The sequence below is a fragment of the Guyparkeria sp. genome (assembly GCF_046540515.1).
In the GTDB taxonomy this organism is placed as follows: domain Bacteria; phylum Pseudomonadota; class Gammaproteobacteria; order Halothiobacillales; family Halothiobacillaceae; genus Guyparkeria.
Map to the genome: position 1 here is coordinate 1 of NZ_JBKHFB010000016.1, position 24,366 is coordinate 24,366.

Below are 24,366 nucleotides of genomic sequence, written 5' to 3' on the forward strand. Positions count from 1 at the left end.
TCGGAGATCAGGTCCTGGTGCGGCGAGAAGCGGTCGTAGGGCAGCACCTCCCAGTCGGGGAAGACGCTGGCCTCGATGCCCAGAAAGGCGAGTGCCGCACGGGTGTCGTTGACCGCCCGGCTGTCCGGTAGTACGGCCAGCAGCGGTCCATCCGCGGCCAGGGCGGCCAGCCGGGTGGCCAGCGCTCGGCCGAGTTCGGTGTGCACGCGCAGGTAGATCGGATCGCGGTGATCGGCGGGCTGGGCGATGGACTGCTTGGCGTCGCTCATGGAATCGGTTGCGGGTCGTGGTCGAGGCGGGCCCCGCGGGGCCGCGTCTGTCAGGGCGGATGGAATCGGAGGCGCGATTGTCGCCTATTTGCCGTGCGGCTGCACGAGCGTCCGATCGGACCGGCCGGTGGTCGTCGCGCGTATGCCGGGATCAAGGAAATGAAACAAAAAAATGCGGGCCGGGGCCCGCATTCGCTGGCAGCGCTGGCGCTGCCCGGTAGCATCTCGTTCGGGTCAGGCGCGTACGTCGATCGTGCTGCCCGGTGCCCCGGCCTCTTGCTCGTCGCCGGCACGATTGTCGGCAGCGGGGGTCGGCTCGCCGCCGTTGACCCGGTTTTCCACCGGATTCTCGACCGGCGTGTTGCGCGTCTGCGCGCTCGGGTTGACCGTCTGCTGGTTGGTCGGCGTCGAGAGCACGCCGTCGGCGCCCGAGATATTGCTGTAGCCGCTGTCCACGTTCGCGATCATGTCGCTTGCCTCCCCTGATGTCGGGATCAGGTCACTGTCGTTGGTCACTCCATCCTAGTGAAATTCCGCCAGATTTCCAGTCCGGCACGTGGTGTCAGTCGGACCGACCGGTCAACAGCAACTGCTCGGCGGTATCCAGTGCCTCGGGCGAGCCGTAGAGCGTGAGCACGTCGCCCTCCTGAAGTTCGACGTCGTCGCTGGGGCTTTCGCCGCGGATGCCGTGACGATTGATCGAATCGACCAGCACGCCGTCGTGGTCGCTCAGGGCCGCGCCGAGGCGCTTGCCGATCGCCGCGGCCCCCGGCACCAGCGAGACGTTCTTGAGCGTGCGGGGTGCGAGCAGGGCGAAATCGTCCTCGTCGCGGGCGCGGTCGCCGTGGAAGGTGTGGCGCAGCGGGCCGTAATCCGCCTGCCGGATCTCCTGGATCTGGCGCAGGATCTTGGCCAGCGGCACGTCGAGCGTTCGCAGCACGTGCCCGCCGAGCGCGAGGCTCATTTCGTAGACGGACGCCACCACCTCGGTGGCACCCGCTTCGTGAATGCGATCGAGGTGCTCGTCGGTGCGGGTGCGCACGATCACCGGGATGTCGCGGTTGTGGCCGCGGATCACCTCGATGGTCTTGATGGTGGAGGCATCGTCGAGGTGGCTGATCACCACGGCGCGCGCCCGGTCGAGCCCGGCCGACTGGAGGATGTCGAGATGGGTGGAGTTGCCGAAGTAGACCCGCAGGCCGGCCTCGTTGGCCTGCTGGACGATGTCCGGATCGACCTCGATCGCGGTGTAGTCGATCCCCTCGCTCTTCAACAGGCGAGCGACGTTCTGGCCCACGCGGCCGAAGCCGCAGATCAGCACGTGGCGCGAGACGTCGCTGGCATCCGCCTGTACCTCGATGTTGTGCTGGCGTCGGCTCCTGGCGTAGCCCGGCACCAGGCGCTTGGCGATCGCGCCGTTGTACTTGACCAGGATGGGGGTGAGCACCATCGAGAAGATCACCGTGCCGAGCACGATCTGGTGCTGCACGTCGGTCATCAGGTCGGGGCTCGCGATCGAAAGCATGGCGAAGCCGAACTCACCGCCCTGGGCCAGTACCAGCCCGGAGCGCAGCGCCACGCCGGGTGCTTCGCCCATCGCTCGGCCGATCAGGAAGATGATCGCCGTCTTGGCGAGGATCAGGAGGGCCAGGAACATCACGACCCAGTGACCGATCTCCAGGAGCCCGGCGACGTTCAGCATCATGCCGATGGTGATGAAGAACAGCCCCAGCAGTACGTCGCGGAACGGGCGGATGTCGGCCTCGATCTGGTGCTTGTACTGGGTCTCGGACAGGGCGATACCGGCGAGGAAGGCGCCCAGTTCCCAGGACAGCCCGGCGGTGTTGGTCAGCCAGCCGGCGCCCAGCACCGTCAGCAGGACGGCCAGGGTGAACAGCTCGGCCGAGCGGGACTTGGCGATCTCGCGGAACAGCGGGCGCAGCACCCAGCGCCCGCCGAAGAACAGGATGATCGCCGCGAGGACGCCGGCGGCCAGGGTCAGCGTGATCTCGAGGGTGAGGTTGCCCGCCTCGCCCTCCGCCCCCGATACGCCCAGCACCGGGATGACGATCAGGAACGGGATCACCGCCAGGTCCTGGAACAGCAGGATGCCCACGGCGTTGTTGCCGTGGCGGGAATTGATCTCCAGTTGCTCGCCGAGCTGGCGGATGACGATGGCGGTCGACGAGACGGTCATCACCCCGGCCAGCGTGAAGGCCGCGGCCGGCGAAAACCCCATCATCAGCGCCGCCCCGCCGGTGAGAATGGCCGTGAGCAGTACCTGTGCCCCGCCCATGCCGACCACCGCCCGGCGCATCGCGATCAGCCGCGACAGCGAGAATTCCAGGCCCAGCATGAACAGCAGGAACACCACGCCGAACTCGGCGATCAGGTGGATGTCGTGGATGTCCTTGACCAGCCCGAGCGCGTGCGGCCCGGCCAGCACGCCGACGGCGAGGTAGCCGAGGATCGCCGGGAGATTGAGCCGGCGCAGCGCCACCACGGCGACAACCGAGATCAGGAGCAGGGAAAGCAGGGTGGCCGTCGGGTCGGCAGGCATGCGATGTCTCGTTCCTTGACGTGGGCGTGGCCGGCGACCGCGCCGGGGGAAGCGGATGAATGGGCTAGGCGAGTGCCCTTTGTTTTATCACAAGTCCCCGGGCAACTTGTGTGGCGACTCGTTGGAGCCGCTCGCCGGTGGCTCAATCGCGTGGCCCGTCATGACGGGAGGCCTCGTCTAGCCAGCGCGTGAACACCGAGCGCGGGTATTCCTCGGCGCCCAGGGCGAGCAGATGCTCGGTGGTGAACTGCGCGTCGAGGAACTCGATCGGCCCCCAGGCGCCGTCGACCAGGATGGCGGCCAGCGCGCACTTCGAGGCATTGGGGGCGCGACTGAACATCGACTCGCCGAAGGCAGCGCGACCCAGCCGGCTGCCGAACAGCCCGCCGACCAGCTCGTCGCCCGACCACACCTCGACCGAGTGGGCGATGCCGGCGACGTGCAGGTCGATGAACGCCTGGCGCATGGCCGGGACGATCCAGGTACCCGGGTCGCCGCGCCGCGGCCCGGCACAGCCGTCGACCACCGCGGCGAATGCCCGGTCGACCGTCACGCAGTAGCGTTGCTGCCGGCGCCACTTGGCCAGGCTGCGCGAGACATGGAAGCGCTCGGGCGTGAACAGCGTGCGCGGGTCGGGGCTCCACCAGAGGATCGGGTCGCCCTCGGAGTACCAGGGGAAGATGCCGCGCCGGTAGGCCGCCGTCAGACGTGCGACCGAGAGATCGCCGCCGGCGGCCAGCAGGCCATTGGGCTCGGTCAGCGCGCTGGCGACCGGCGGAAAGGCGGCAGGATCCGGTCCGAGCAGCGGGATCATTGCTGCTTGGGTTTCCCCGGCGTGGGCAGGTTGAAGTCCGAGTAGCTGGCACGCGGGCGAAACAGCACGGCGATGTGGCCGACCGTCTGCACCAGGGTGGCGTTGGTTTCGTCGGTGATCGCGTCGATGATCTGGCGCTTTTCGTCGCGTTCGACGCCCGGGATGCGCACCTTGATCAGTTCGTGGGTCTCGAGCGCCTGCTCGATCTCGGCGAGCACCGCTTCGGTCAGACCGTGCTGGCCGAGCAGGACCACGGGCTTCAGGTGGTGGGCTTCGGCACGAAGGTACTGTCGCTGGCGGGCGGTGAGGTTCATGTCGTCGGGTATCTCCGGGGATCGGGAAGGCGGCTGCGTGAAATCACACATTGCATCGCCGTGGATGACGCGGCAGTTTACCGCTCTGCATTCCCACGGGCCAATCGTCACGACCATGTTGAATCGCGTCCTGTTACTGTCCGTCTTTCTCGTCGCGTTGCTTTCCGGGTGTCAGCCGGATGGCGATCGCGCCGGCACGAGTTTCCTCGCCGAGTACGAGACGCCGGATCCGCTGGTTCTGCGCACCCCCGAACGCCCGGTTGCGTTGCCGTCGGCGGATCTGGAGTCCGCCGACGGTCCGGTTTCGACCGGTGAACTGTTCGACGGTCGCTGGACATTGTTCTACGTCGGCTACAGCTACTGCCCGGACATTTGCCCCACCGAGCTCGGGCAGTTGTCACGGATCCTGCCGTCGTTGCAGGAACGCCTGCCGGAGTTCGACTGGCAGGTGGTGTTCCTTTCCGTCGATCCGGAGCGGGACAGCCCGGCCCACCTGGCGAAGTACACCGCCTTCTACTCGGAGGAGTTCGTGCCGGTCACCGGCACGCGTGAGGCGATCGACGCGGTGACATCGACCGTCAAGGCGGGTTACCGCATCGAGGACCATGAGGAAGGCGAGACGAGTTACAACGTCGATCACGACACGAGTTTCCGGCTGATCGACCCGAACGGACGGATGCTGGCGCTGCTGCCGGGGCCGCATGACACCGGCGCGATGGTGGAAGTGCTGGAGGATTTCATGTCAGAGGTGAAGGAATGATGAAGATGATGCGTTTCACGGGAGTTCGATTCGCCGCTCTGCTGATCGGGGGCACGCTGCTGGCGAGCGCCGCCGTCGCCCAGGCGTCCGAGCTCGACGTGCAGAACCCCTGGGTGGCCCTGGCCCCGCCGGGGGCGCATGCCACGGCGGCGTTCATGGAATTGAACAACCCCGGTGACGAGGCGGTCGACGTTGTGTCGGCGGATGCCGATGGCTTCAAGGCCGTGGAACTGCACGAGTCGGTCAACGAGGACGGCATGCATCGGATGATCGAGCAGGACCGCATCACGGTGCCGGCCGGGGAGACGGTGTCGCTGGCGCCGGGTGGCTACCACGTGATGCTGATCGGCCCGGAGCGGTCGCTGGAGGAGGGCGAGACGGTGGTCATCGAACTCGGTCTCGGCGATGGCAGCAAGCTCGAGGTGGAAGCCCCGATCACTCCTCGGGAGAAGGCAATGGGTGGTGACGGCCATATGCACTGATTGACGCGCTCGCCTTGACAGCGGGCAACCGCGATTTGGGCGGCCGGGGGCAATCGGGGATAATCCCGGGCCCCCGGTTTTTTACATGCCGCCTGGAGGCGACCATGGCCCGTTCGGTCAGCAGCAAGCGATGGCTCAACGAGCATTTTCGTGACGAGTTCGTGCAGAAGGCCCAGCGCGAGGGATGGCGCTCGCGCGCGGTGTACAAGCTGATCGAGCTCAACGAGCGTGACCGCTTTCTCAAGCCGGGCATGACCGTGGTCGACCTGGGCGCCGCCCCCGGTGGCTGGACCCAGTACGCCGCCCAGATCGTCGGCAGCAAGGGGCATGTCTTCGCCCTCGATCTGCTGCCCATGGACCAGTTCGCCGACACCACCGTGCTGCAGGGCGATTTCACCGAGGAGGCGGTGCTGCACGAACTGGAGGCAGCGCTGGACGAGCGCGAGGTCGACCTTGTGCTTTCCGACATGGCCCCCAACATGAGTGGGGTGGATTCGGTCGACATCCCCCGCTCCATGCATCTCGCGGAACTTGCACTGGATTTCTGCGATCGCATGCTCAGGCCCAAGGGCGCATTCGTCACCAAGCTGTTCCAGGGCGAGGGCTTCGATCAGTACGTCAAGGACGTGCGCGAGCGCTTCGACCGGGTGGTGGTGCGCAAGCCGAAGGCGTCTCGGCCGCGGTCGCGAGAAGTCTATCTGGTGGCAACCGGCAAGCGCGTGAGATAAGGTTGTCCCAATACTATTCGATTCATTGATTCGCCAAGGCAGGCGGGCATCGTGGATGTCCGCCTGTTTGCGGCTGTACGCAGAGGTGTTGCGTTGAACGACTTGACCAAGAACATCCTGATCTGGGTGGTAATCGCGATCGTGCTGATGACGGTGTTCAACAGCTTCGACCAGCGTGCGACCACCTCGAGCGCGGTGCCGTACTCCGAGTTCATCCAGAACGTGAAGAGCGGACGCGTCGACTCGGTCACCATCGAGGGCCAGAACATCCAGGGCACCACCGGCTCGGGCAGCCGCTTCGAGACCTACAGCCCCGAGACGGACAACCGGGCCCTGATCGGTGATCTGCTGGACAACAACGTGTCCATCAATGCCAAGGCGCCGGAGAAGCCGTCGCTGTTGATGACGATCTTCATCCAGTGGTTCCCGTTCATCCTGCTGATCGCGATCTGGATCTTCTTCATGCGCCAGATGCAGGGCGGTGGCGGCCGCGGGGCGATGAGCTTCGGCAAGTCCAAGGCCAAGCTGATGAGCGAGGACCAGGTCAAGGTCACGTTCAACGACGTCGCCGGCGCCGACGAGGCCAAGGAGGAAGTGGTCGAGCTGGTCGACTTCCTCAAGGACCCGGGCAAGTTCCAGCGGCTGGGCGGCAACATCCCGCGCGGCGTGCTGATGGTCGGCCCGCCAGGCACCGGCAAGACCCTGCTCGCCAAGGCGGTCGCCGGCGAGGCCAAGGTGCCGTTCTTCTCCATCTCCGGCTCGGACTTCGTCGAGATGTTCGTCGGCGTGGGCGCCTCGCGCGTCCGCGACATGTTCGAGCAGGCGAAGAAGCACGCGCCCTGCATCATCTTCATCGACGAGATCGACGCGGTCGGTCGTCATCGCGGCTCGGGCATGGGCGGCGGTCACGACGAGCGCGAGCAGACGCTCAACCAGCTGCTGGTGGAGATGGATGGCTTCGAGGGCAACGAGGGCGTTATCGTCGTCGCGGCCACCAACCGCGCCGACGTGCTCGACAAGGCGCTGCTGCGCCCGGGGCGCTTCGACCGCCAGGTGGTCGTCGGCCTGCCGGACGTGCGCGGCCGCGAACAGATCCTCAATGTCCACCTGCGCAAGGTGCCGGCGGCCAAGGACGTAGAACCCTCCTTGATCGCCCGCGGCACGCCGGGCTTCTCGGGCGCGGATCTCGCCAACCTGGTCAACGAGGCGGCACTGTTCGCCGCGCGGGCGAACAAGCCCGACGTGACCATGGCCGACCTCGAGCGAGCCAAGGACAAGATCATCATGGGCGCCGAGAGGAAGTCCATGGTGATGAGCGAGGACGAGAAGAAGCTGACCGCCTACCACGAGGCCGGGCACGCGATCGTCGGTCGCCTGGTTCCCGAGCACGATCCGGTCTACAAGGTCTCGATCATCCCGCGCGGCCGGGCGCTGGGGATCACCATGTTCCTGCCGGACGCGGACAAGTACAGCTATTCCAAGCGCAAGCTGGAATCGAACATCTCCAGCCTGTTCGGCGGGCGGATCGCCGAGGAGCTGATCTTCGGTGACGAGGCGGTGACCACCGGGGCGTCCAACGACATCGAGCGGGCCACGGAGCTGGCGCGCAACATGGTCACCAAGTGGGGCATGTCCGAGAAGCTCGGCACGCTCTACTACTCCGAGGACGACGGCGACCCGTTCATGGGGCGCCAATCGCCGGGAGGGCATTTCTCCGACGAGACCAAGGAAGTGATCGACTTCGAGATCAAGGACGTCATCGACCGCAACTACCAGCGTTGCCGTCAGATTCTGGTCGAGAACATGGACATCCTGCATGCGATGGCCGATGCGCTGATGAAGTACGAAACCATCGATGCCAAGCAGATCGACGACCTGATGGAGCGTCGTCCGGTGCGCGAGCCCGAGGACTGGGGTGAGCGCGGCTCGGGCACGGGGGGCGAGCCGCCGAGTTCCGGCGTGCACATCGACACCACCGACGACGAGGTGGAGGACGATGAGCCGACCCGTGGTCAAGACGGATCGGACGAGGGCGGTCGATCGGAATCCGATGACGGCAACCGCACGCCCAGCGGTGACCCGCTGGGGGGGCCGCGCGGCGGATGAATGCCCCTCGCGCCTGCCCCGACTGGCGACAGGCGGGACGCCCGTTGATCATGGGCATCCTCAATGCCACCCCGGACTCCTTCTCCGATGGGGGGCGTTTCGACAGCGTCGAGCGGGCCACGGCGGCGGCCGAAGCGATGCTCGAGGCGGGGGCCGACCTGCTCGACGTGGGGGGCGAGTCGACCCGCCCCGGGGCGGCGCCCGTCGCGGAGGACGAGGAACTGGCGCGCGTCATCCCGGTAATCGAGGCATTGGCGGCGCGGTTCGATTGCCCGCTGTCGGTAGACACCAGCTCGCCGATGGTCATGACGCGCGCGGTCGAGGCCGGCGCCTGTCTGATCAACGACGTGCGCGCGTTGAGACGGCCAGGAGCCCTCGAGGCCGCGGCGTCGAGTGGCGTTTCGGTCTGCGTGATGCACATGCGCGGCGAGCCCGGTGACATGGCCACGCGCACGGAGTACACGGACGTGGTGGCCGAGGTGATCGACTACCTGGGCGCGCGGCTCGGCTGCCTGCGCGAGGCGGGGATCCCGGCCGAACGCATCCTGGTGGACCCGGGATTCGGCTTTGCCAAGACTCACGAACAGAATTTCACGCTGTTGCGGCGGCTCGAGGAGCTTGCCACGCTGGATGCCCCCATCCTCGTGGGCATGTCGCGCAAGCGCATGATCGGCGAGGCCACCGGCCAGCCGGTGGATCGGCGGGCTGTGGGCAGTGCGGCGGCGGCCATGCTGGCGGCCGAGCGGGGCGCGGCAGTGCTCCGCGTTCACGATGTCGAGGCCACGCGGGATGCCGTGTCGGTCTGGCGGGCAATGCGCGCGGCGTGAGTTGTCGGGGCGGGCGGTCGCTCACAAACCAGCCTTTCCCGTTATAAACGCGTTTGCTTTGGATCGAATTAGGATTTTCTGATATTTTGCCCGGCGGGGTTAATTTGGTTGACTTGAAATCGCCGCTCATTCGCCGGATCACCGTTTTCCGATGTCTTGGACATCCATTGGTGCTTTCTTCTGGCGGGTGTCGCGGGCTGCAACAGTTGAGAGAAAAATCATGAAACAGATGCGTCGTTCACTCATTGCTCTTGCCGCCAGTGGTGCCCTGGCGGCCCCGGTGCTGGCTCACGCCGACGGTGACGTCGCCGCTGGCAAGGAAAAGTACGCTTCCTGCGCGGCCTGCCACGGCGCCGACGGTGGTGGTCAGGGCGGGGCGTTCCCGAAGATGACCGGGCTGGGGCAGGACGAGACCGCGAAGAAGCTGGCGGCCTACCGTGACGGTGACCAGGACTACCTCAAGAGTGTCGGCCTGGGTGACCGCTTCGGCACCATGGCGCCGAACGCAAGCGGCCTGTCCGACGAGGACATCGATGACCTGGCTGCCTACATCGCCGACGAGTTCGGCGGTGGCGGCGATGCCGAGGGCGGTGACGATGGCGAGGGTGATGAAGAGGCCGAGGGCGGCGACAAGGCCGAGTCCGACTCCTCCAAGGATGGCAGTTCGATTGCCAAGGCCGACGTCGAGCGCGGCCAGGCGCTGTATTCCTCCTGCGCGATCTGCCACGGCGAGAAGGGCGAAGGGGGCCACCTGGTCAACGCGCCCAAGTTGCGCGGCACCTCTGCGTCTCAGATTGCCTCTCTGCTGAAGGTGTACCGTAAGGGAACCGAGATGGGGCAGTACTCGTACACCATGATCCCGCAGGCCAAGCACCTGTCCGACGAGGACATCAACAACCTCGCCGCCTACATTGCGGATATCGACAAGCTGCGTGAGGATGTTTCCGAAGGTGGCGACGAAGAGGACGCGCCGGCAATGTAACGCGCGCAAGCGTTCCGCTTGTGTCGCCCGGCGCGAGTCGGGTCTCGAGGGCGCCGGCGATTGCCGGCGCTTTTCCGTTGTGACCCGCGAAACCGCGGGTGTCGTCGACGTCTATCCGGCGTCGGCAGGGAGAGAGTGTTCGTGAGTAGAGTGTTTGGAACCGACGGCGTGCGCGGGGCGGTGGGGCAGTACCCGATGACTCCCGAGTTCGTGCTCAAGCTGGGCTGGGCGGCCGGCAAGGTGCTGGGCGACCACGGCCGTCGGCGGGTACTGATCGGCAAGGACACACGGGTATCCGGCTACATGTTCGAGTCGGCGCTGGAGTCGGGGTTCTCCGCCGCCGGTGTGGACGTGCGCCTGCTCGGCCCCATGCCCACCCCGGCGATCGCCTACCTCACCCGTACGCTGCGTGCCTCCGCCGGGGTGGTGATCAGCGCCTCGCACAATCCCTTCTACGACAACGGTGTCAAGTTCTTCTCCGCCAATGGCGAGAAACTGCCCGATGCCGTCGAGGACGATATCCAGTCACTGCTCGACCGGGACCTCGAGGTGATCGACAACCGACGACTGGGCAAGGCCGACCGGATCGGCGACGCGGCCGGGCGCTACATCGAGTTCTGCAAGAGCACGGTACCGATCGGCATGAGCCTCGCCGGGCTGCGCATCGTGGTCGACTGCGCGCACGGAGCGACCTACCAGGTCGCGCCTCGGGTGTTCAGCGAGCTGGGTGCCGAGGTCGAGGTGATCGGTGCCGAGCCGGACGGCTTCAACATCAACGAGGGCGTCGGGTCGACCCACCCGGGGCCCCTGCAGACCGCCGTGCGGGAGTCGGGTGCCGATCTGGGTATCGCCTTCGACGGCGACGGCGATCGCGTGGTGATGGTCGACGCCGATGGGGCGATCCGCGACGGCGACGAACTCCTTTACGTGATCGCCGCCGGACGGGTCGAACAGGGCTACGCCGGCGGTGTGGTCGGTACGCTGATGAGCAATCTCGGCCTGGAGCGGGCGATCGAGGCGCTCGGTCGGCCGTTCCTGCGCGCCAAGGTCGGCGACCGATACGTGCACGAGGCGCTCAAGCGGGAGCACTGGCTGCTGGGCGGCGAATCCTCGGGGCACCTGTTGTGCCTGGATCGTCACAGCACCGGCGACGGTATCGTGGCCGCGCTGCAGGTGCTGGCGGAGATGTCGCGCCGCGGACGGTCGCTGGCCGAACTTCTCGCACCGATGACGGTCCTGCCGCAGACCCTGGTCAACGTGCGCATCGAGCGCCCCGTCTCGCTGGAGGACCCGGTGGTCGTCGATGCGGTCGCTGCCGCCGAGCGCGAGCTCGCGGGTCGCGGGCGGGTACTGCTGCGCCCGTCGGGCACCGAGCCCCTGATTCGCGTCATGGTCGAGGGTGAGTCGAGCGAGCAGGTGCGTGCGGTGGCCGAGGGCCTGGCCGAGGTGGTGCGGGGCCACGCGGCCGGCTGATCGGGGTGTCGGCGTGACAGGACATTGGCGGTTCCGTCCCGCGACGATCTCCCGTATAATCCGCGCGCCGGGCCGTGACTTGGTCGCGTCGTCCCGGAAATTCCACACGCCCATCGAGATGGCAGCGCGGGGTGCCCAGCGGTTCGGCCGGGGTTGCGCTGTCAGATGTGGCGGAGGCCTAACCCAATACAATCAGGTAGTTACCAATGGCTAAAATCACGATGCGTCAGATGATCGAGGCCGGTGTCCACTTCGGTCACCAGACTCGATACTGGAACCCGGGCATGGCGCCCTACATCTTCGGTCAGCGCAACCGGATCCACATCATCAACCTCGAAAAGACGCTGCCGATGTTCGAGGATGCCTTGAACTACGTCGGCAAGCTTGCCGGCAATGGCGGCAAGGTCCTGTTCGTCGGCACCAAGCGTTCGGCGCGCGACATCGTCGAGACCGAGGCCAAGCGCTGCGGCATGCCGTACGTCAACCACCGCTGGCTCGGTGGCATGATGACCAACTTCCGCACCGTTCGCTCCTCCATTCGCCGCCTGAAGGCCCTGCAGCAGATGGAAGAGGACGGCACCTTCGCCAAGCTGGTGAAGAAGGAAGCTCTGGAAATGACCCGCGAGCGCGCCAAGCTCGAGCGTTCCATCGGCGGCATCCAGGACATGGAGCGCCTCCCGGACGCGCTGTTCGTCATCGACGTGGGCCACGAGGACATCGCTATCAAGGAAGCCAAGAAGCTGGGCATCCCGGTCGTGGCCGTGGTCGATACCAACAACAGCGCCGAAGGCGTCGACTACGTCATCCCGGGCAACGATGACGCCATTCGCGCCATCCAGCTGTACACCTCCGCCGTCGCCGACGCCGTGATGGACGCCAAGGGTGCGGCCAACGTCAGCGAGTCGGATTTCGTCGAGGTGGCCGACGAGGAAGAAGCGGCCAAGTAAGTGCCGCTCGACGCGGGGTGACCGTCGGGTCCCCCCGCGACATGATTTCTGAACAACGGGTCGCCTGACCCGTTGTTTTTGTACAAGACAGATTCGGGAGAAGACAGCTCATGGCAATTTCCGCCTCTCTGGTCAAGGAACTCCGCGAGCGCACCGGCTCGGGCATGATGGAGTGCAAGAAGGCACTGGTCGAGACCGATGGCGACATCGAGGCCGCGATCGAACTGATGCGCAAGAGCGGTCTCGCCAAGGCCGACAAGAAGGCCGACCGTGTCGCCGCCGAAGGCCAGGTCACCATCGCCATCAGCGACGACCGCAAGAGCGCGGCAATGGTGGAGATCAACTCCGAGACCGACTTCGTCTCCAAGGGCGACGACTTCGCCGGCTTCGCGCAGAACGTCGCCGAGAAGATCCTGGCCGATGATCCCGCCGACATGGACGCGGTCAACGCCCTGGATATCGACGGCGAGACGGCCGACGACCGCCGCAAGGCACTGGTCGCCAAGCTGGGCGAGAACATCCAGATCCGCCGTTACGTGCGCATGGCCACCAGCGGCGTGATCGGAGCGTACCGTCACGGCGAGCGCATCGGCGTGCTGGTCGAGCTCGAGGGCGGCAACGAGGAGCTTGCCCGAGATCTGGCGATGCACGTGGCGGCGACCAAGCCGAGCTGCGTCGACGAGTCGCAGGTCGACGAGGAGACCGTGGAGAAGGAGCGCGAGATCTTCCGCGCCCAGGCCGCCGAGTCGGGCAAGCCGCCGGAGATCGTCGAGAAGATGATCGAGGGCCGGATCCGCAAGTTCCTCGCCGAGATCACCCTGGTCGGTCAGCCGTTCGTCAAGGATCCGGACCAGACCGTCGGCCAGCTCCTGAAGAAGGAGGGCGCCAAGGTCGTGCGCTTCGAGCGCATGGAGGTCGGCGAAGGCATCGAGAAAGAGGAAGGCGACTTCGCCGCCGAGGTGATGGCGCAGGTCAAGGGGGGCTGACCCCCTTGCCGAAAAGCCGGGGATGCCCCGGCTTTTTTTTGAATCGCGGAATTTCCGCCTAAGCCCCGGCACCGATCGAGAGGTCGCCCCGACGGGGCTTACGCAGACATCTCCGAAAAGCCCGCCGCGCACTGGCGCGAACGGCCCGTCCACGCAAGCTCACAGCCCACAGGTGAACGATATGCAAGCTGCCGGCTCTCCCCGTTATCGACGTGTCCTGCTCAAGCTCAGCGGTGAAGCGCTGATGGGCGACCAGTCATTCGGGATCGACCCGGCCGTGATCAATCGCCTAGGAGACGACATCCTGGCCCTCAAGGACCAGGGCGTCGAGGTGGCCGTGGTGGTCGGCGGTGGCAATATCTTCCGCGGCGAGGGGCTGGCGGGGGCGGGAATGGATCGCGTCACGGGTGACCAGATGGGGATGCTGGCAACCGTCATGAACGGTCTGGCCATGCAGGACGTGCTCGAGCGGCGCGATCTCAAGGTGCGGGTCATGTCGGCGGTCTCCATTCACGCGGTCTGCGAGGACTATATCCGCCGCCGCGCGGTCCGCCACCTTGAGAAGGGGCGGGTGGTCGTGCTGGTCGGCGGGACGGGCAACCCGTTCTTCACCACCGACTCCGGTGCGAGCCTGCGGGCGGCCGAACTCAAGGCCGATGTGATGATCAAGGCGACCAAGGTCGACGGGGTCTACAGTGCCGATCCCACCCTGGATGCCAATGCGGAACGCTATGATCATTTGACGTACAATGCCGTGCTTGACCAGCGGCTGGGCGTCATGGACGCCACCGCGATCGTGATGTGTCGCGATCAGCAGATGCCGCTCATGGTGGTTGACATCAATGAGCCGGGGAACCTGGTGCGCGCCGTGGCCGGCGAGCCCGTGGGAACCCTGGTGACAGCGGAGACCGAGAAGAATGATTGACGACATCGTCAAAGATGCCCGCACGCGCATGAACAAGAGCATCGAGGCGCTCAAGGGCGAGCTTTCCAAGATCCGCACCGGCCGGGCACACGTCAGCGTGCTCGACCATATCCATGTGGAGTACTACGGCAGCGACGTGCCGCTCTCCCAGGTCGCCAAGCTGTCGGCCGAGGACGCGCGCACCCTGACCGTGACCCCATGGGAAAAGGACATGGTCGGCAAGATCGAGAAGGCGATCATGACCTCCGATCTGGGTCTGAACCCGGCGACGGCCGGCACCGTGATCCGTATCCCGATGCCGCCGCTGACCGAAGAGCGCCGCCGTGATCTGGGCAAGGTGGTCCGCCACGAGGGCGAAAACGCCAAGATCGCGATCCGCAACATCCGGCGTGACGCCAACAACGACCTCAAGGGCTTTCTCAAGGAAAAGGAGATCTCCGAGGACGAGGAGCGTCGCGGCCAGGATATCGTCCAGAAGCTGACCGACGAGCGGGTCGCCGAGGTGGACCAGATCGTGGCGGAGAAAGAAAAAGAGCTGATGGAAGTCTGAGGCGACGTGGGGTCGCATAGCCACGATCACGAGGCAGTGTCCGGAATCGATCCGGGCCGCCTGCCGCGCCACGTGGCCATCGTGATGGACGGCAACGGGCGCTGGGCCCGAGCGCGGCATCTGCCGCGCACCGTCGGCCATCAACGCGGCCGTCGCGCGGTGCGGGCCACCATCCGCGCGGCCATGCGCCGCGGCGTCCCGCTGCTGACCCTGTTCGCCTTCTCCTCCGAGAACTGGAAGCGTCCGGTCGAGGAGGTCGATGCGCTGATGAAGCTGTTCATCAACGCGCTCGAGAAGGAGCTCGACGAACTCGACGAGAACGGCGTGCGCCTGAGCTTCATCGGCGAACGCGCTCTCCTTGACGAGTCGATCCGCGCTCTCATGGAGGCCGCCGAGAGTCGCACCGCCGGCAACGACCGGCTCCACCTGCAGATCGCCGTGAGCTATGGCGGCCGATGGGACATCCTCCAGGCCGCCCGCCGGCTGGCCGAACGTCACGCCGCCTCCCCGCTGGCCCTCGACGATCCCGACACCCTGCAATCGACCTTCGAGGCCGGGTTGGCCACTGCCGGCCAGCCACCGGTGGACCTGTTCATCCGCACCGGCGGCGAGCGCCGGCTCAGCAACTTCCTCCTTTGGCAGGCCGCCTACGCCGAGCTTTATTTCACCGACGTGCTCTGGCCGCTGTTCGACGAGGCCGAGTTCGACCGGGCGCTGACCTGGTTTGCCGAACGCGAGCGGCGATTCGGCAAGGTCGGGTCCGTTGGAGAACGCCAATGACTGGTACGCCGCTGCGCCTGCTCACGGGAACGATCGCCGGTCTGGTCTCGCTGGCGGTCATCCTGTTCGCCCCCGAGCGCGTGTTCGCCGGGGTGACCCTGGTGGTGGTCGCCTGGGCGGCGGTGGAGTGGTTTCGTCTCTGCGGGCTGGCCCCCTGCCAGATCTGGCCCTGGGTGGTGGCCACGGTCGCGCTGGCCATCGGCTGGCAGGCGCTCTGGCCGTCCGGACAACTGGTCTGGCTGATGGCGGCGGTGGCCGTGGTGTGGCTGGCGCTGTTCGCCGCGCAGCTGCGCCACCGCCGTGAGCGCCCGGCCGACCGCCCGTTCTGGCTGCGTCGCGGCATCGGCCTGATCATCCTTCCCCTGTTCTGGCTGGCGCTGGTCGAGGTGCACGCCGCCCCCGACGGCGAGTGGCTGCTGGTGTTCGGTGTCCTCGTGGTGGTCGTGGCCGACTCGCTCGCCTATTTCGCTGGCCGGGCCTTCGGTCGACGCAAGCTCGCCCCGATGATCAGCCCCGGCAAGTCCATCGAGGGCGTGCTCGGCGGGCTGCTCGGCGTGGCCCTGCTCGCGGCCGTCGGGGCCGTGTTGCCGCTGTTCCTCGCCACGCCGAGCTGGCTGCTCGCCCTGTGGTGCGTGCTGGTGGCGCTGGCATCGGTCGGCGGGGATCTGGAGGAATCGCGCCTCAAGCGCGAGGCCGGGGCCAAGGACAGTGGCCGGGTGCTGCCGGGGCACGGTGGCGTGCTCGATCGCCTCGACGGCCAGTTCGCGGCGATGCCGCTGTGGTGGCTTGGCCTCTGGCAGATGCAGTTGCTGGGTGGCTGACATGGCACTCACCCGGGTCGGTATCTTCGGTTCCACGGGCAGCATCGGCGTGAGCACCCTCGACGTGCTCGCCCGTCACCCGGATCGGTTCGTCGTCGAGGTGCTCGCCGCCCGCTCGCGGGTCGCCCCCCTGTTCGAGCAGATCAAGCGCTTCCGTCCGGCGATCGTCGGTCTGGTGGATTCCGATCAGCGCGCGGCACTCGAGGAACGGCTGGCGAGCCTGCCCGCCGCCCATCGACCGACCGTGGTGGTGGGGCAGGCAGCCGTGGACGAGCTGGCCGGCGAGGCGTCGCTCGACACCGTCGTGGCGGCCGTGGTCGGTACCGCCGGCCTCGGCTCGACCTGGAACGCGCTCGCCGCCGGCAAGCGGGTGCTGCTGGCGAACAAGGAATCCCTGGTGGCGGCCGGCGAACTGATGCTCGAAGTGGCGCGTCGCTCCGGTGCGACCCTGCTGCCGATCGATTCCGAGCACAACGCCATCTTCCAGTGCCTGCCCGCCGACCAGGCTGCCGTGGTGGGTCGTGCCGGTCTGGTCGGCGACAGCCGCGAGATCGAGCGCCTGGTGCTGACCGCTTCCGGCGGCCCGTTCCGCGAGCGGCCTCTGGCCGATTTTGCCGGCATTACCCCCGAACAGGCCTGCGCTCACCCGAACTGGTCGATGGGGCGCAAGATATCGGTCGATTCGGCGACGATGATGAACAAGGGCCTCGAGGTTATCGAAGCGGCTCGACTGTTCGGAGTGTCGGCCGAGCGCATCGAGGTGCTGGTCCACCCCGAGTCGGTGATCCATTCGATGGTGCGGTTCGTCGACGGGTCGGTGATCGCCGAACTGGGCGAGCCGGACATGCGTACGCCCATCGCCCACGCGCTGGCCTGGCCGGAGCGGATCGAGTCGGGGGTCGCGCCGCTGGACTTCGGTGCCCTGGCCGGTCTGCACTTCGAATCCCCCGACCCGCAACGTTTTCCCGCCTTGCGACTGGCCTTCGAGGCCCTGGCCGCCGGCGGTGCCATGCCGCTGGTGATGAACGCCGCCAACGAAGTCGCGGTCGCCGAATTCCTTGACCGGCGCATCGGCTTCATGGACATCCCCGCCGCGCTCGAGGCGGCCATGGCGCACTTCGCCGCGAGGGATGCCGCCGGAGCGCCGGCCAGCGTGGAGGCGGTGTTGTCCGCCGACCGCGAGGTGCGGGACTGGACGGGCTCGTGGTGCCGTGCCCGCGCTGTCGATCCGGCACGCGAGGGCTGACCGGTGGATATCCTGCTCAGCGTGCTCGGTTTCCTGCTGACCATCGGCATCCTGGTGGCCTTCCACGAGTACGGTCACTTCTGGGTGGCGCGTCGGCTGGGCGTGCGCGTGCTCACCTACTCGCTGGGGTTCGGTCGGGCGATCTATTCCACCCGCCGCGGGCCCGAGTCGATCGAGTATCGCGTCGGGCTGTTCCCCCTGGGTGGGTACGTACGCATGCTCGACGAACGCGAGGGACCGGTCGATCCCGACGAACGTCACCGCGCCTTCAATCGACAATCGCTCAAGGTGAGGGCCGCTATCGTTGCCGCGGGGCCGGCGGCCAATGTCATCCTTGCGCTGCTGTTCTGGTGGCTGATGTTCATGGTGGGCACGCAGGGCGTGCTGCCCAAGGTGGGTGAGATCGAGGGTGACTCGCGCCTGGCGGAGGCGGGGCTGGAGGTCGGTGACGTGATCCGAGCCGTCGACGGCGAGCCGGTGGCCGATCTGTCGGATCTGCGCCTGACGATCCTGAACGGCGCGATCGAGCAGCGGCGTCTGCCGCTGACGGTGGAGCGCGACGATCGGCAGCGGGAAATGGTGCTTGACCTGCGGGGGCTCGACCCGCTCGGTGGCGAGATCGGTCGGCAGCCCATCGACATACTCGAGCGGGTGGGCTACGAGCCGTGGCGGGCCCCGGCACATGCCGAGATCGCGGAGGTGCAGCCCGACTCACCGGCCGTGGCCGCGAACCTGGCGGCCGGCGACAGGATCGTTGCGGTCGAGGGACGCGAGTACCGTGATCCCTGGGCCCTGATCGAGGCGATCGGCGCCCGGGCGGGGGAGCCGACCCGTCTTGACATCGAGAGCGAGGCCGGGCGTCGCGAGGTGATGGTCACGCCACGGGCCACCGAGGTGGACGGGGAGATGGTGGGGCGCATCGGCGTGGCGCTGACCGCCCGTCCGCTCGATTCCGCGGCCGCAGAGTCGATGTTCCTGGTGCAGCGTGCCGGTCCGATCGAGGCGATGGGGCTTGCGGTCGAGCGCAGCTGGGAGATGACGACACTGACGGTGTCGGTATTCCATCGCCTGCTGACGGGCGAGGCGAGTATCGCCAACCTCTCCGGGCCGGTCGCGATCGCCGACTACGCGGGCAAGAGCCTGCTGCTGGGGCTCTCGACCTTTCTCGGTTTCCTCGCCCTGGTCAGCCTGTCCCTGGCGATACTCAACCTGCTACCGATACCGATGCTCGATGGCGGACACTTGCTGCTCTATGCGATCGAGGCCCTCAAGGGTAGCCCGGTCGGCGCGGCCTTCGAGGAAGTCTTCGCCCGCATCGGGATTCTGCTGCTCGGCATGCTGATGGTGGTGGTCTTTTACAACGACATCGCGCGGTTGATGCACTAGCCCTGCTTGGGCCACAATAGCCCGGATTTACCCTAGCGCCCGGGGCGGCGAGTCGGTCGCGCCCTGGCTGGAACCCGATTTCAAATCCATCCGCCTGACCAGGAAAGCCTTTCGGCATGACCATCACCCAACGCTGCACCTCCCTGGCGCTTGCCGCGCTGCTTCTCTTGCCCTCGCTGGCACAGGCATTCGAAATCACCGACATCCGTGTCGAGGGCTTGCGGACCATCTCGCCGGGAACCGTCTTCACCTACATCCCCTACGAGGTCGGCGACGATTTCCAGGCCGGTGACAGCACACGCGTGGTCGAGGCACTGTACGACACGGGTTTCTTCGAGGATGTCGAGGTCGGACGCGGGCCCGATGACGCACTGCTGGTTCGTCTGCAGGAGCGCCCGACCATCACGGCGCTCGAGGTCAACGGCAACGAGAAGGTCGAGACCGAAAAGCTCCAGGAGGCGCTCAAGTCGATCGGTCTGGTACAGGGCCGCGTGCTCGACCAGCGGGCGCTGGACAAGATGCAGACCGAGCTACAAAGGGTCTACTACAGCCTTGGCCAGTACGGGGTGCAGATCGAGACCGAGGTCGAGGAGCTCGACGACAACCGGGTCTTCGTCAACATCGAGATCTACGAGGGCAAGCCCGCCTCCATCCGTCGCGTTCGGATCATCGGCAACGAGGATTTCGACGAGGGCGAGCTGCTCGACCAGTTCGAGCTCGGGCCGGTCTCCTGGTGGCGTTTCTGGTCGAGTGCCGACCAGTATTCCAAGCAGAAGCTTTCCGCGGACATCGAGCGGCTGCGGTCGTTCTATCTCGATCGCGGCTACCTCAAGTTCTCGGTGGACTCGACCCAGGTGACCATCACCCCGGACAAGAAGGACATCGAGGTGGTGGTCAACATCACCGAAGGCGATCGTTACAAGGTCGAGGACGTCACCTACAGCGGCAACCTGTTGCTCGACGAGGAGACCCTCGAGGAGCTGACCCGGGTCGAGGTTGGCGAATACTTCAGCCGTCGCCAGGTGGTGGATACCAGCGATGCCATCGGTCGTCGCATGGGTGATTTCGGCTACGCCTTCGCCCGGGTCGAGCCGCGCCCCGAGATCGACGAGGACGAGAAGACCGTGGTGGTCGACTTCAACCTCGAACCGGGCCGCCGCGTCAGCGTTCGGGAGATCGAGTTCAAGGGCAATTACAACACCAACGAGGTCGTCTACCGTCGCGAGATGCGTCAGATGGAAGGGAGCTGGTATGGCGGCGACAAGCTCGACCGCTCCAAGCAGCGTCTCGAGCGCCTGCCGTCGGTCCAGTCCGTCGAGCAGGAGATCAAGCCCGTGCCCGAGGCGCCGGATCAGGTGGACGTCGAGTACGACATCACAGAGCAGCTCTCCGGCTCGCTGACCGCCGGGGTGGGCTTCTCTCAGGCCGAGGGCGTGCTGTTCAATGTCGGCCTCAACCAGCCCAACTTTCTCGGAACCGGCAAGGAGGTCGGCCTGAACGTCGAGCGCAGCTCCTACCGCGAGTACTACCAGTTCAACTACCGTGACCCGTACTTCACGGTCAATGGCGTCAGCCAGGGCTTCGGGCTGTTCTACCAGAAGCAGGACGGCACCGAGCTGTCTCTTTCGCGCTACCTGGTGGACTCCTTCGGCGGCAATATCAACTTCGGGGTGCCGCTATCCGAGCACACCTACGGGTCGATCGACTTCGGCCTGGAGAGCCAGGAGATCAAGGCCACCAGCCGTTCGCCGAGCTGGGTGACCGGTGAGGACGACGGCGACAGCCCGGGGCCGGGCTTCGATGGCGAGCAGTTCTACACCTACACGATCAAGCCGTCGTGGCGCTACGATTCGCGCAATCGCCACATGTTCCCGACCGCCGGCCAGTACCATCGCGTGTCGGCGACGCTTGCCGTGCCGGGCAGTGACCTGACCTACGTCAAGGGCGAGTACGACGGCGAGTTCTACCTGCCACTGACCGACCTGTTCACCCTGCAGGCGCACGGCAACGTCGGGCAGATCAAGTCCTACGGCGATACACAGAACGATTACTCCGGCGTAAGCGAATACTATGATGGCGTGCCGCCGTTCCTGAACTACTTCACCGGCGGTATTCGCTCGGTACGCGGCTACGAGGACTACTCGCTCGGTCCGCGTGACAACAACGACGATCCGATGGGCGGTACCTTCAAGCTCAACGGTGGGCTCGCCATCTATTCACCGCTTCCCTTCCTCACCGATATGCGGGACTCGGTGCGCATGTCGCTGTTCTGGGACGTCGGCAACGCGTACGCTGATATCGAGGACTTCGAGGCCGACACGCTGCGTCAATCGGTCGGTGTCGGTCTGAGCTGGATCTCGCCGGTCGGCCCGCTGATGTTCAGCATGGCCCAGCCGCTCAACGACGAGCCCGATGATCGTACCCAGAGCTTCCAGTTCTCGATCGGCGCCTCCTTCTGACGAGGGCATACGCCGCTGTGGCATACTGTGCCGCCATGCAGGGTGGGGAGCCGCCGGGGGGCGGCGCCAGTTCGGCTCGACCCGGGCCCCGATGTTTCAGGAGATGACCGCGTGATTCGCTTGCTTCAACGATTTGCCTTGCTCACGATTGCGCTGATGGCGCCTTTGGGCGCGCAGGCGGCCGAAATCAAGATCGGCTTCGTCAATTCCTCGGTTCTGCTCGAGCAGGCGCCCCAGGCCGAGCAGGCCAAGCAGAAGCTTGAAGAAGAGTTCTCCGCGCGCGAAGAAGAGCTGCGCAGCCTGCGTCAGGAAGTCCAGGAGATGGAGAACCGTCTGAATCGTGACGGTCTTACCATGAGCGAGGGGGATCGTGGCAACCTCGAGCGCGAGCTCAATCGCAAGCTGCGTGACCTGCAGCGTGAGCAAAGCAACTTTCGCGACGACCTCAACCTGCGCAAGAACGAGGAGCTCGGCAAGCTTCAGCGGCTGGTACTGGACGCCATCCGCGAGGTGGCCCGCGACAAGGGCTACGATCTGGTGCTGTCCGAGGGCGTGGTCTACTCGGCCGATCGTGTCGAGTTGACCAAGGACGTGCTCGACCGTCTCGAGCAGATGGGCCGCTGATCCGTTCCGGGATCTGAGACGCGGTGAGCATCCCGGCCAGCACGAGCGCGACCATCGGCGAAATCGCCGATTGGCTCGGCGTCCCGCTCGACGACGTGGCGCCCGACGAGGCCGCTACCCGCATCACGGGGGCGGCCTCGTTGGCCTGTGCCACCGAGGCCGAGGTCAGTTACTACGACGGTGACCGTCGCAGTGCCACCGACGCTGCCGCTACCCGGGCGGGGCTGGTGATCACCAACGCCGCCGGTCGCGAGCGGATATCCGGCGCGGCGGTCTGCCTGCTCGTCGATCAGCCGCGCCTGGCCTTTGCCCGGGTGCTCGAGCGCCTGTACGCCGGGCCCGCGAAGTCGGTGGGAGTGCATCCCTCGGCCGTGGTCGACGGCACGGCCGAGATCGACGAGACCGCCCGCATCGAGGCCCAGGTCACGGTGGGCGCGGGTGCGCGAATCGGCGCGGGTGCCGTGATCGGGGTCGGCTCGGTGATCGGGCCGAACGTCGTCATCGGCGAGGGCACCCGGCTTCTGGCACGGGTGACCGTGCTCGACGACAGCCTGATCGGAGCGCGTTGCGTGATCCAGCCCGGGGTGGTGATCGGTTCGGACGGCTTCGGTCTGGCACAGGATAACGGGGCATGGCGACGGGTGCCGCAGGTAGGGCGCGTGGTGATCGGGAACGACGTCGACATCGGCGCGAACACCACCATCGACCGGGGGGCCCTCGACGACACGGTCATTGCCGACGGCGTCAAGCTCGACAACCTGATCCAGGTCGCGCACAACGTACGTATCGGCGAGCACTCGGCCGTGGCCGGTTGCGCCGGCCTGGCGGGGTCGAGCGAAGTCGGTCGCCACTGCACACTGGGTGGTGGGGTGGGGCTGGCCGGTCACCTGACCCTGACCGACCATGTGCACGTTACCGGCATGTCGATGGTGACCCGCTCGATCCATCGCCCGGGCGTCTACTCGGCAGGCACGCCTCTGGATACCAACGAGCGTTGGCATCGCAACGCGGCGCGATTCAAACAACTCGACCGGCTTGCACGCCGGCTCAAGCAACTGGAAAAACGGTTTGGCGGCACGCCGGGCCCTGAGGAAGACTCGTGAGCGAAGACAACACCATGATGGTGCAGGAGATCATGGAGCTCCTGCCGCACCGATACCCGTTCCTGTTGATCGACCGCGTGGTCGACTGGGCGCCCAACGAGTATCTGGTCGCGATCAAGAACGTCACCTTCAACGAGCCGTTCTTCCAGGGGCATTTCCCGGTTCGCCCGATCATGCCGGGCGTGCTGATCACCGAGGCGATGGCCCAGGCAACGGGCGTGCTGGCGTTTCGTTCCAACGGCGGCAAGCCGCAGGACAATGCGCTCTACATGCTGGTCGGACTCGACGACGTGACCTTCCGACGGATGGTCGAGCCGGGCGACCAGCTCACCATCCGGGTCGAGATCAAGCGCATGGCCCGCGGCATGGGAATATTCAACTGCACGGCCCACGTGGGCGACGAGCTGGCGGCACGCGCCACGGTCAAGTGCGTGGCCAAGGAAGTGATCGAGTGATTCATCCGAGCGCGATCGTCAGTGATCAGGCCCGTCTGCACGAAAGTGTCGAGGTCGGTCCCTTCGCGATCATCGAGGGCGAGGTCGAGATCGGTGCCAACACGGTCATCGAGTCACATGCGGTGATCAAGGGTCCCTGTCGCATCGGAGTGGAGAATCACATCTTCAGCCACGCGGTCGTGGGGGAGGTGCCGCAGGACCTCAAGTTCGCCGGAGAGCGCACCTTCCTCGAGATCGGCGATCGCAACCGGATCCGCGAGTTCTCCACGATTCACCGCGGCACCGCGGGTGGTGGCGGGTTGACGCGGCTGGGTTCGGACATCCTGGTGATGGCCTATGCCCACATCGCCCACGACTGCCTGGTGGGTGATCACGTCATCCTGGCCAACGCCGCGTCGCTGGCCGGCCACGTGGAGGTGGGCGAGCACGCGATCTTCGGCGGATTTGCCGTCGCGCACCAGTTCTGCCACATCGGCGCGCACGCCTTCATCGGCGGCTTTTCCAAGGTTTCCAAGGACGTGGTGCCGTTCGTGATGGCCGACGGGGCTCGTGCCCGTGCGATCGGCCTGAACAAGGAAGGGCTCAAGCGTCGTGGCTTCTCTGGCGAGACGATCACGCTGCTGAACCGCTGTTTCCGCCAGCTGGTCAAGCGCCAGGGCGACGACCTGGTCTGGACCGAGTTCGAGCAGGCCGCGGAAACCGAGCCGGCGCTCGCCGAGATGCTCGACTTCATTCGCGAGAGCGAGCGCGGCATCACCCGCTGAGCCCG

General features: G+C 66.4%; 25 protein-coding genes. 20 read left to right on the forward strand and 5 right to left on the reverse strand.

From position 1 onward, the window contains the following. The 5 genes from ACLFRM_RS03490 to yhbY form a co-directional block, all read right to left on the reverse strand. Positions 1-269: hypothetical protein (locus tag ACLFRM_RS03490; RefSeq protein WP_410754325.1), on the reverse strand; the 269-nt coding region annotated here is incomplete at its 3' end. A 234-nt stretch (positions 270-503) separates the two neighbouring features. Further along, a complete protein-coding gene (locus tag ACLFRM_RS03495; protein ID WP_410754326.1) occupies positions 504-785 on the reverse strand; it encodes a hypothetical protein in 282 nt (93 codons plus the stop codon). Positions 786-831: 46 nt separating this feature from the next. After that, positions 832-2,829: a cation:proton antiporter gene (locus tag ACLFRM_RS03500; protein WP_410754327.1), complete on the reverse strand. Its 1,998-nt coding sequence runs from the start codon at positions 2,827-2,829 to the stop codon at positions 832-834. A gap of 142 nt (positions 2,830-2,971) precedes the next feature. Beyond that, positions 2,972-3,643: a leucyl/phenylalanyl-tRNA--protein transferase gene (gene aat, locus ACLFRM_RS03505; RefSeq protein WP_410754328.1), complete on the reverse strand. Its 672-nt coding sequence runs from the start codon at positions 3,641-3,643 to the stop codon at positions 2,972-2,974. Next, positions 3,640-3,957, reverse strand: a complete 318-nt coding sequence (gene yhbY / locus ACLFRM_RS03510; protein WP_410754329.1) for a ribosome assembly RNA-binding protein YhbY — start codon at positions 3,955-3,957, stop codon at positions 3,640-3,642. Before yhbY ends, aat begins: the two co-directional genes overlap by 4 nt. Positions 3,958-4,072: 115 nt before the next feature. Here yhbY and ACLFRM_RS03515 point away from each other — a divergent pair, with 115 nt between their 5' ends. The 20 genes from ACLFRM_RS03515 (at position 4,073) to lpxA (ending at position 24,361) form a co-directional block, all read left to right on the forward strand. After that, positions 4,073-4,717: an SCO family protein gene (locus tag ACLFRM_RS03515; RefSeq protein WP_410754330.1), complete on the forward strand. Its 645-nt coding sequence runs from the start codon at positions 4,073-4,075 to the stop codon at positions 4,715-4,717. A gap of 5 nt (positions 4,718-4,722) precedes the next feature. After that, a complete protein-coding gene (locus ACLFRM_RS03520) occupies positions 4,723-5,199 on the forward strand; it encodes a copper chaperone PCu(A)C (RefSeq protein ID WP_410754331.1) in 477 nt (158 codons plus the stop codon). Positions 5,200-5,303: 104 nt separating this feature from the next. Beyond that, on the forward strand, positions 5,304-5,927 hold the full coding sequence (gene rlmE / locus ACLFRM_RS03525; protein ID WP_410754332.1) for a 23S rRNA (uridine(2552)-2'-O)-methyltransferase RlmE: 624 nt from the start codon (positions 5,304-5,306) through the stop codon (positions 5,925-5,927). Between the two features lie 93 nt (positions 5,928-6,020). Further along, entirely contained in the window at positions 6,021-8,033 is a 2,013-nt protein-coding gene (gene ftsH / locus ACLFRM_RS03530; protein WP_410754333.1) for an ATP-dependent zinc metalloprotease FtsH, read from the forward strand. After that, the gene (gene folP, locus ACLFRM_RS03535; protein WP_410754334.1) at positions 8,030-8,860 is read left to right on the forward strand and encodes a dihydropteroate synthase; all 831 of its coding nucleotides are present in this window, start codon (positions 8,030-8,032) and stop codon (positions 8,858-8,860) included. The genes ftsH and folP overlap by 4 nt, the downstream gene beginning before the upstream one ends. A 220-nt stretch (positions 8,861-9,080) precedes the next feature. Then, positions 9,081-9,842, forward strand: a complete 762-nt coding sequence (locus tag ACLFRM_RS03540; RefSeq protein WP_410754335.1) for a c-type cytochrome — start codon at positions 9,081-9,083, stop codon at positions 9,840-9,842. Positions 9,843-9,983: 141 nt separating this feature from the next. After that, positions 9,984-11,315 carry a phosphoglucosamine mutase gene (glmM, locus tag ACLFRM_RS03545; protein WP_410754336.1) on the forward strand — a complete coding sequence of 444 codons (1,332 nt, stop codon included), beginning with the start codon at positions 9,984-9,986 and terminating at the stop codon, positions 11,313-11,315. A gap of 206 nt (positions 11,316-11,521) precedes the next feature. Continuing rightward, positions 11,522-12,262 carry a 30S ribosomal protein S2 gene (gene rpsB, locus ACLFRM_RS03550; RefSeq protein WP_410754337.1) on the forward strand — a complete coding sequence of 247 codons (741 nt, stop codon included), beginning with the start codon at positions 11,522-11,524 and terminating at the stop codon, positions 12,260-12,262. 110 nt (positions 12,263-12,372) lie between these two features. Beyond that, a complete protein-coding gene (tsf, locus tag ACLFRM_RS03555) occupies positions 12,373-13,248 on the forward strand; it encodes a translation elongation factor Ts (RefSeq protein ID WP_410754338.1) in 876 nt (291 codons plus the stop codon). A gap of 181 nt (positions 13,249-13,429) precedes the next feature. Next, a complete protein-coding gene (gene pyrH, locus ACLFRM_RS03560) occupies positions 13,430-14,173 on the forward strand; it encodes a UMP kinase (RefSeq protein WP_410754358.1) in 744 nt (247 codons plus the stop codon). Continuing rightward, positions 14,166-14,723: a ribosome recycling factor gene (gene frr / locus ACLFRM_RS03565; protein ID WP_410754339.1), complete on the forward strand. Its 558-nt coding sequence runs from the start codon at positions 14,166-14,168 to the stop codon at positions 14,721-14,723. Before pyrH ends, frr begins: the two co-directional genes overlap by 8 nt. Positions 14,724-14,759: 36 nt before the next feature. Continuing rightward, positions 14,760-15,503, forward strand: coding sequence for a polyprenyl diphosphate synthase (uppS, locus tag ACLFRM_RS03570; protein ID WP_410754340.1), 744 nt, complete (start codon positions 14,760-14,762; stop codon positions 15,501-15,503). Further along, complete coding sequence (locus ACLFRM_RS03575) at positions 15,500-16,324, forward strand: phosphatidate cytidylyltransferase (protein ID WP_410754341.1); 825 nt, start codon at positions 15,500-15,502, stop codon at positions 16,322-16,324. Before uppS ends, ACLFRM_RS03575 begins: the two co-directional genes overlap by 4 nt. A gap of 1 nt (position 16,325) precedes the next feature. Next, on the forward strand, positions 16,326-17,570 hold the full coding sequence (dxr, locus tag ACLFRM_RS03580; protein WP_410754342.1) for a 1-deoxy-D-xylulose-5-phosphate reductoisomerase: 1,245 nt from the start codon (positions 16,326-16,328) through the stop codon (positions 17,568-17,570). Between the two features lie 3 nt (positions 17,571-17,573). Continuing rightward, positions 17,574-18,956 (forward strand): RIP metalloprotease RseP, encoded by a 1,383-nt coding sequence (gene rseP / locus ACLFRM_RS03585; RefSeq protein WP_410754343.1) that lies wholly within the window; start codon positions 17,574-17,576, stop codon positions 18,954-18,956. Between the two features lie 116 nt (positions 18,957-19,072). Then, positions 19,073-21,415 (forward strand): outer membrane protein assembly factor BamA, encoded by a 2,343-nt coding sequence (gene bamA / locus ACLFRM_RS03590; protein WP_410754344.1) that lies wholly within the window; start codon positions 19,073-19,075, stop codon positions 21,413-21,415. Positions 21,416-21,553: 138 nt separating this feature from the next. Then, entirely contained in the window at positions 21,554-22,039 is a 486-nt protein-coding gene (locus ACLFRM_RS03595; protein ID WP_410754345.1) for an OmpH family outer membrane protein, read from the forward strand. 23 nt (positions 22,040-22,062) lie between these two features. Beyond that, positions 22,063-23,142 (forward strand): UDP-3-O-(3-hydroxymyristoyl)glucosamine N-acyltransferase, encoded by a 1,080-nt coding sequence (lpxD, locus tag ACLFRM_RS03600; protein ID WP_410754346.1) that lies wholly within the window; start codon positions 22,063-22,065, stop codon positions 23,140-23,142. Between the two features lie 14 nt (positions 23,143-23,156). After that, a complete protein-coding gene (gene fabZ / locus ACLFRM_RS03605) occupies positions 23,157-23,597 on the forward strand; it encodes a 3-hydroxyacyl-ACP dehydratase FabZ (RefSeq protein WP_410754359.1) in 441 nt (146 codons plus the stop codon). Beyond that, positions 23,594-24,361: an acyl-ACP--UDP-N-acetylglucosamine O-acyltransferase gene (gene lpxA / locus ACLFRM_RS03610; RefSeq protein ID WP_410754347.1), complete on the forward strand. Its 768-nt coding sequence runs from the start codon at positions 23,594-23,596 to the stop codon at positions 24,359-24,361. The genes fabZ and lpxA overlap by 4 nt, the downstream gene beginning before the upstream one ends. The last annotated feature ends 5 nt before the right edge of the window (positions 24,362-24,366 follow it).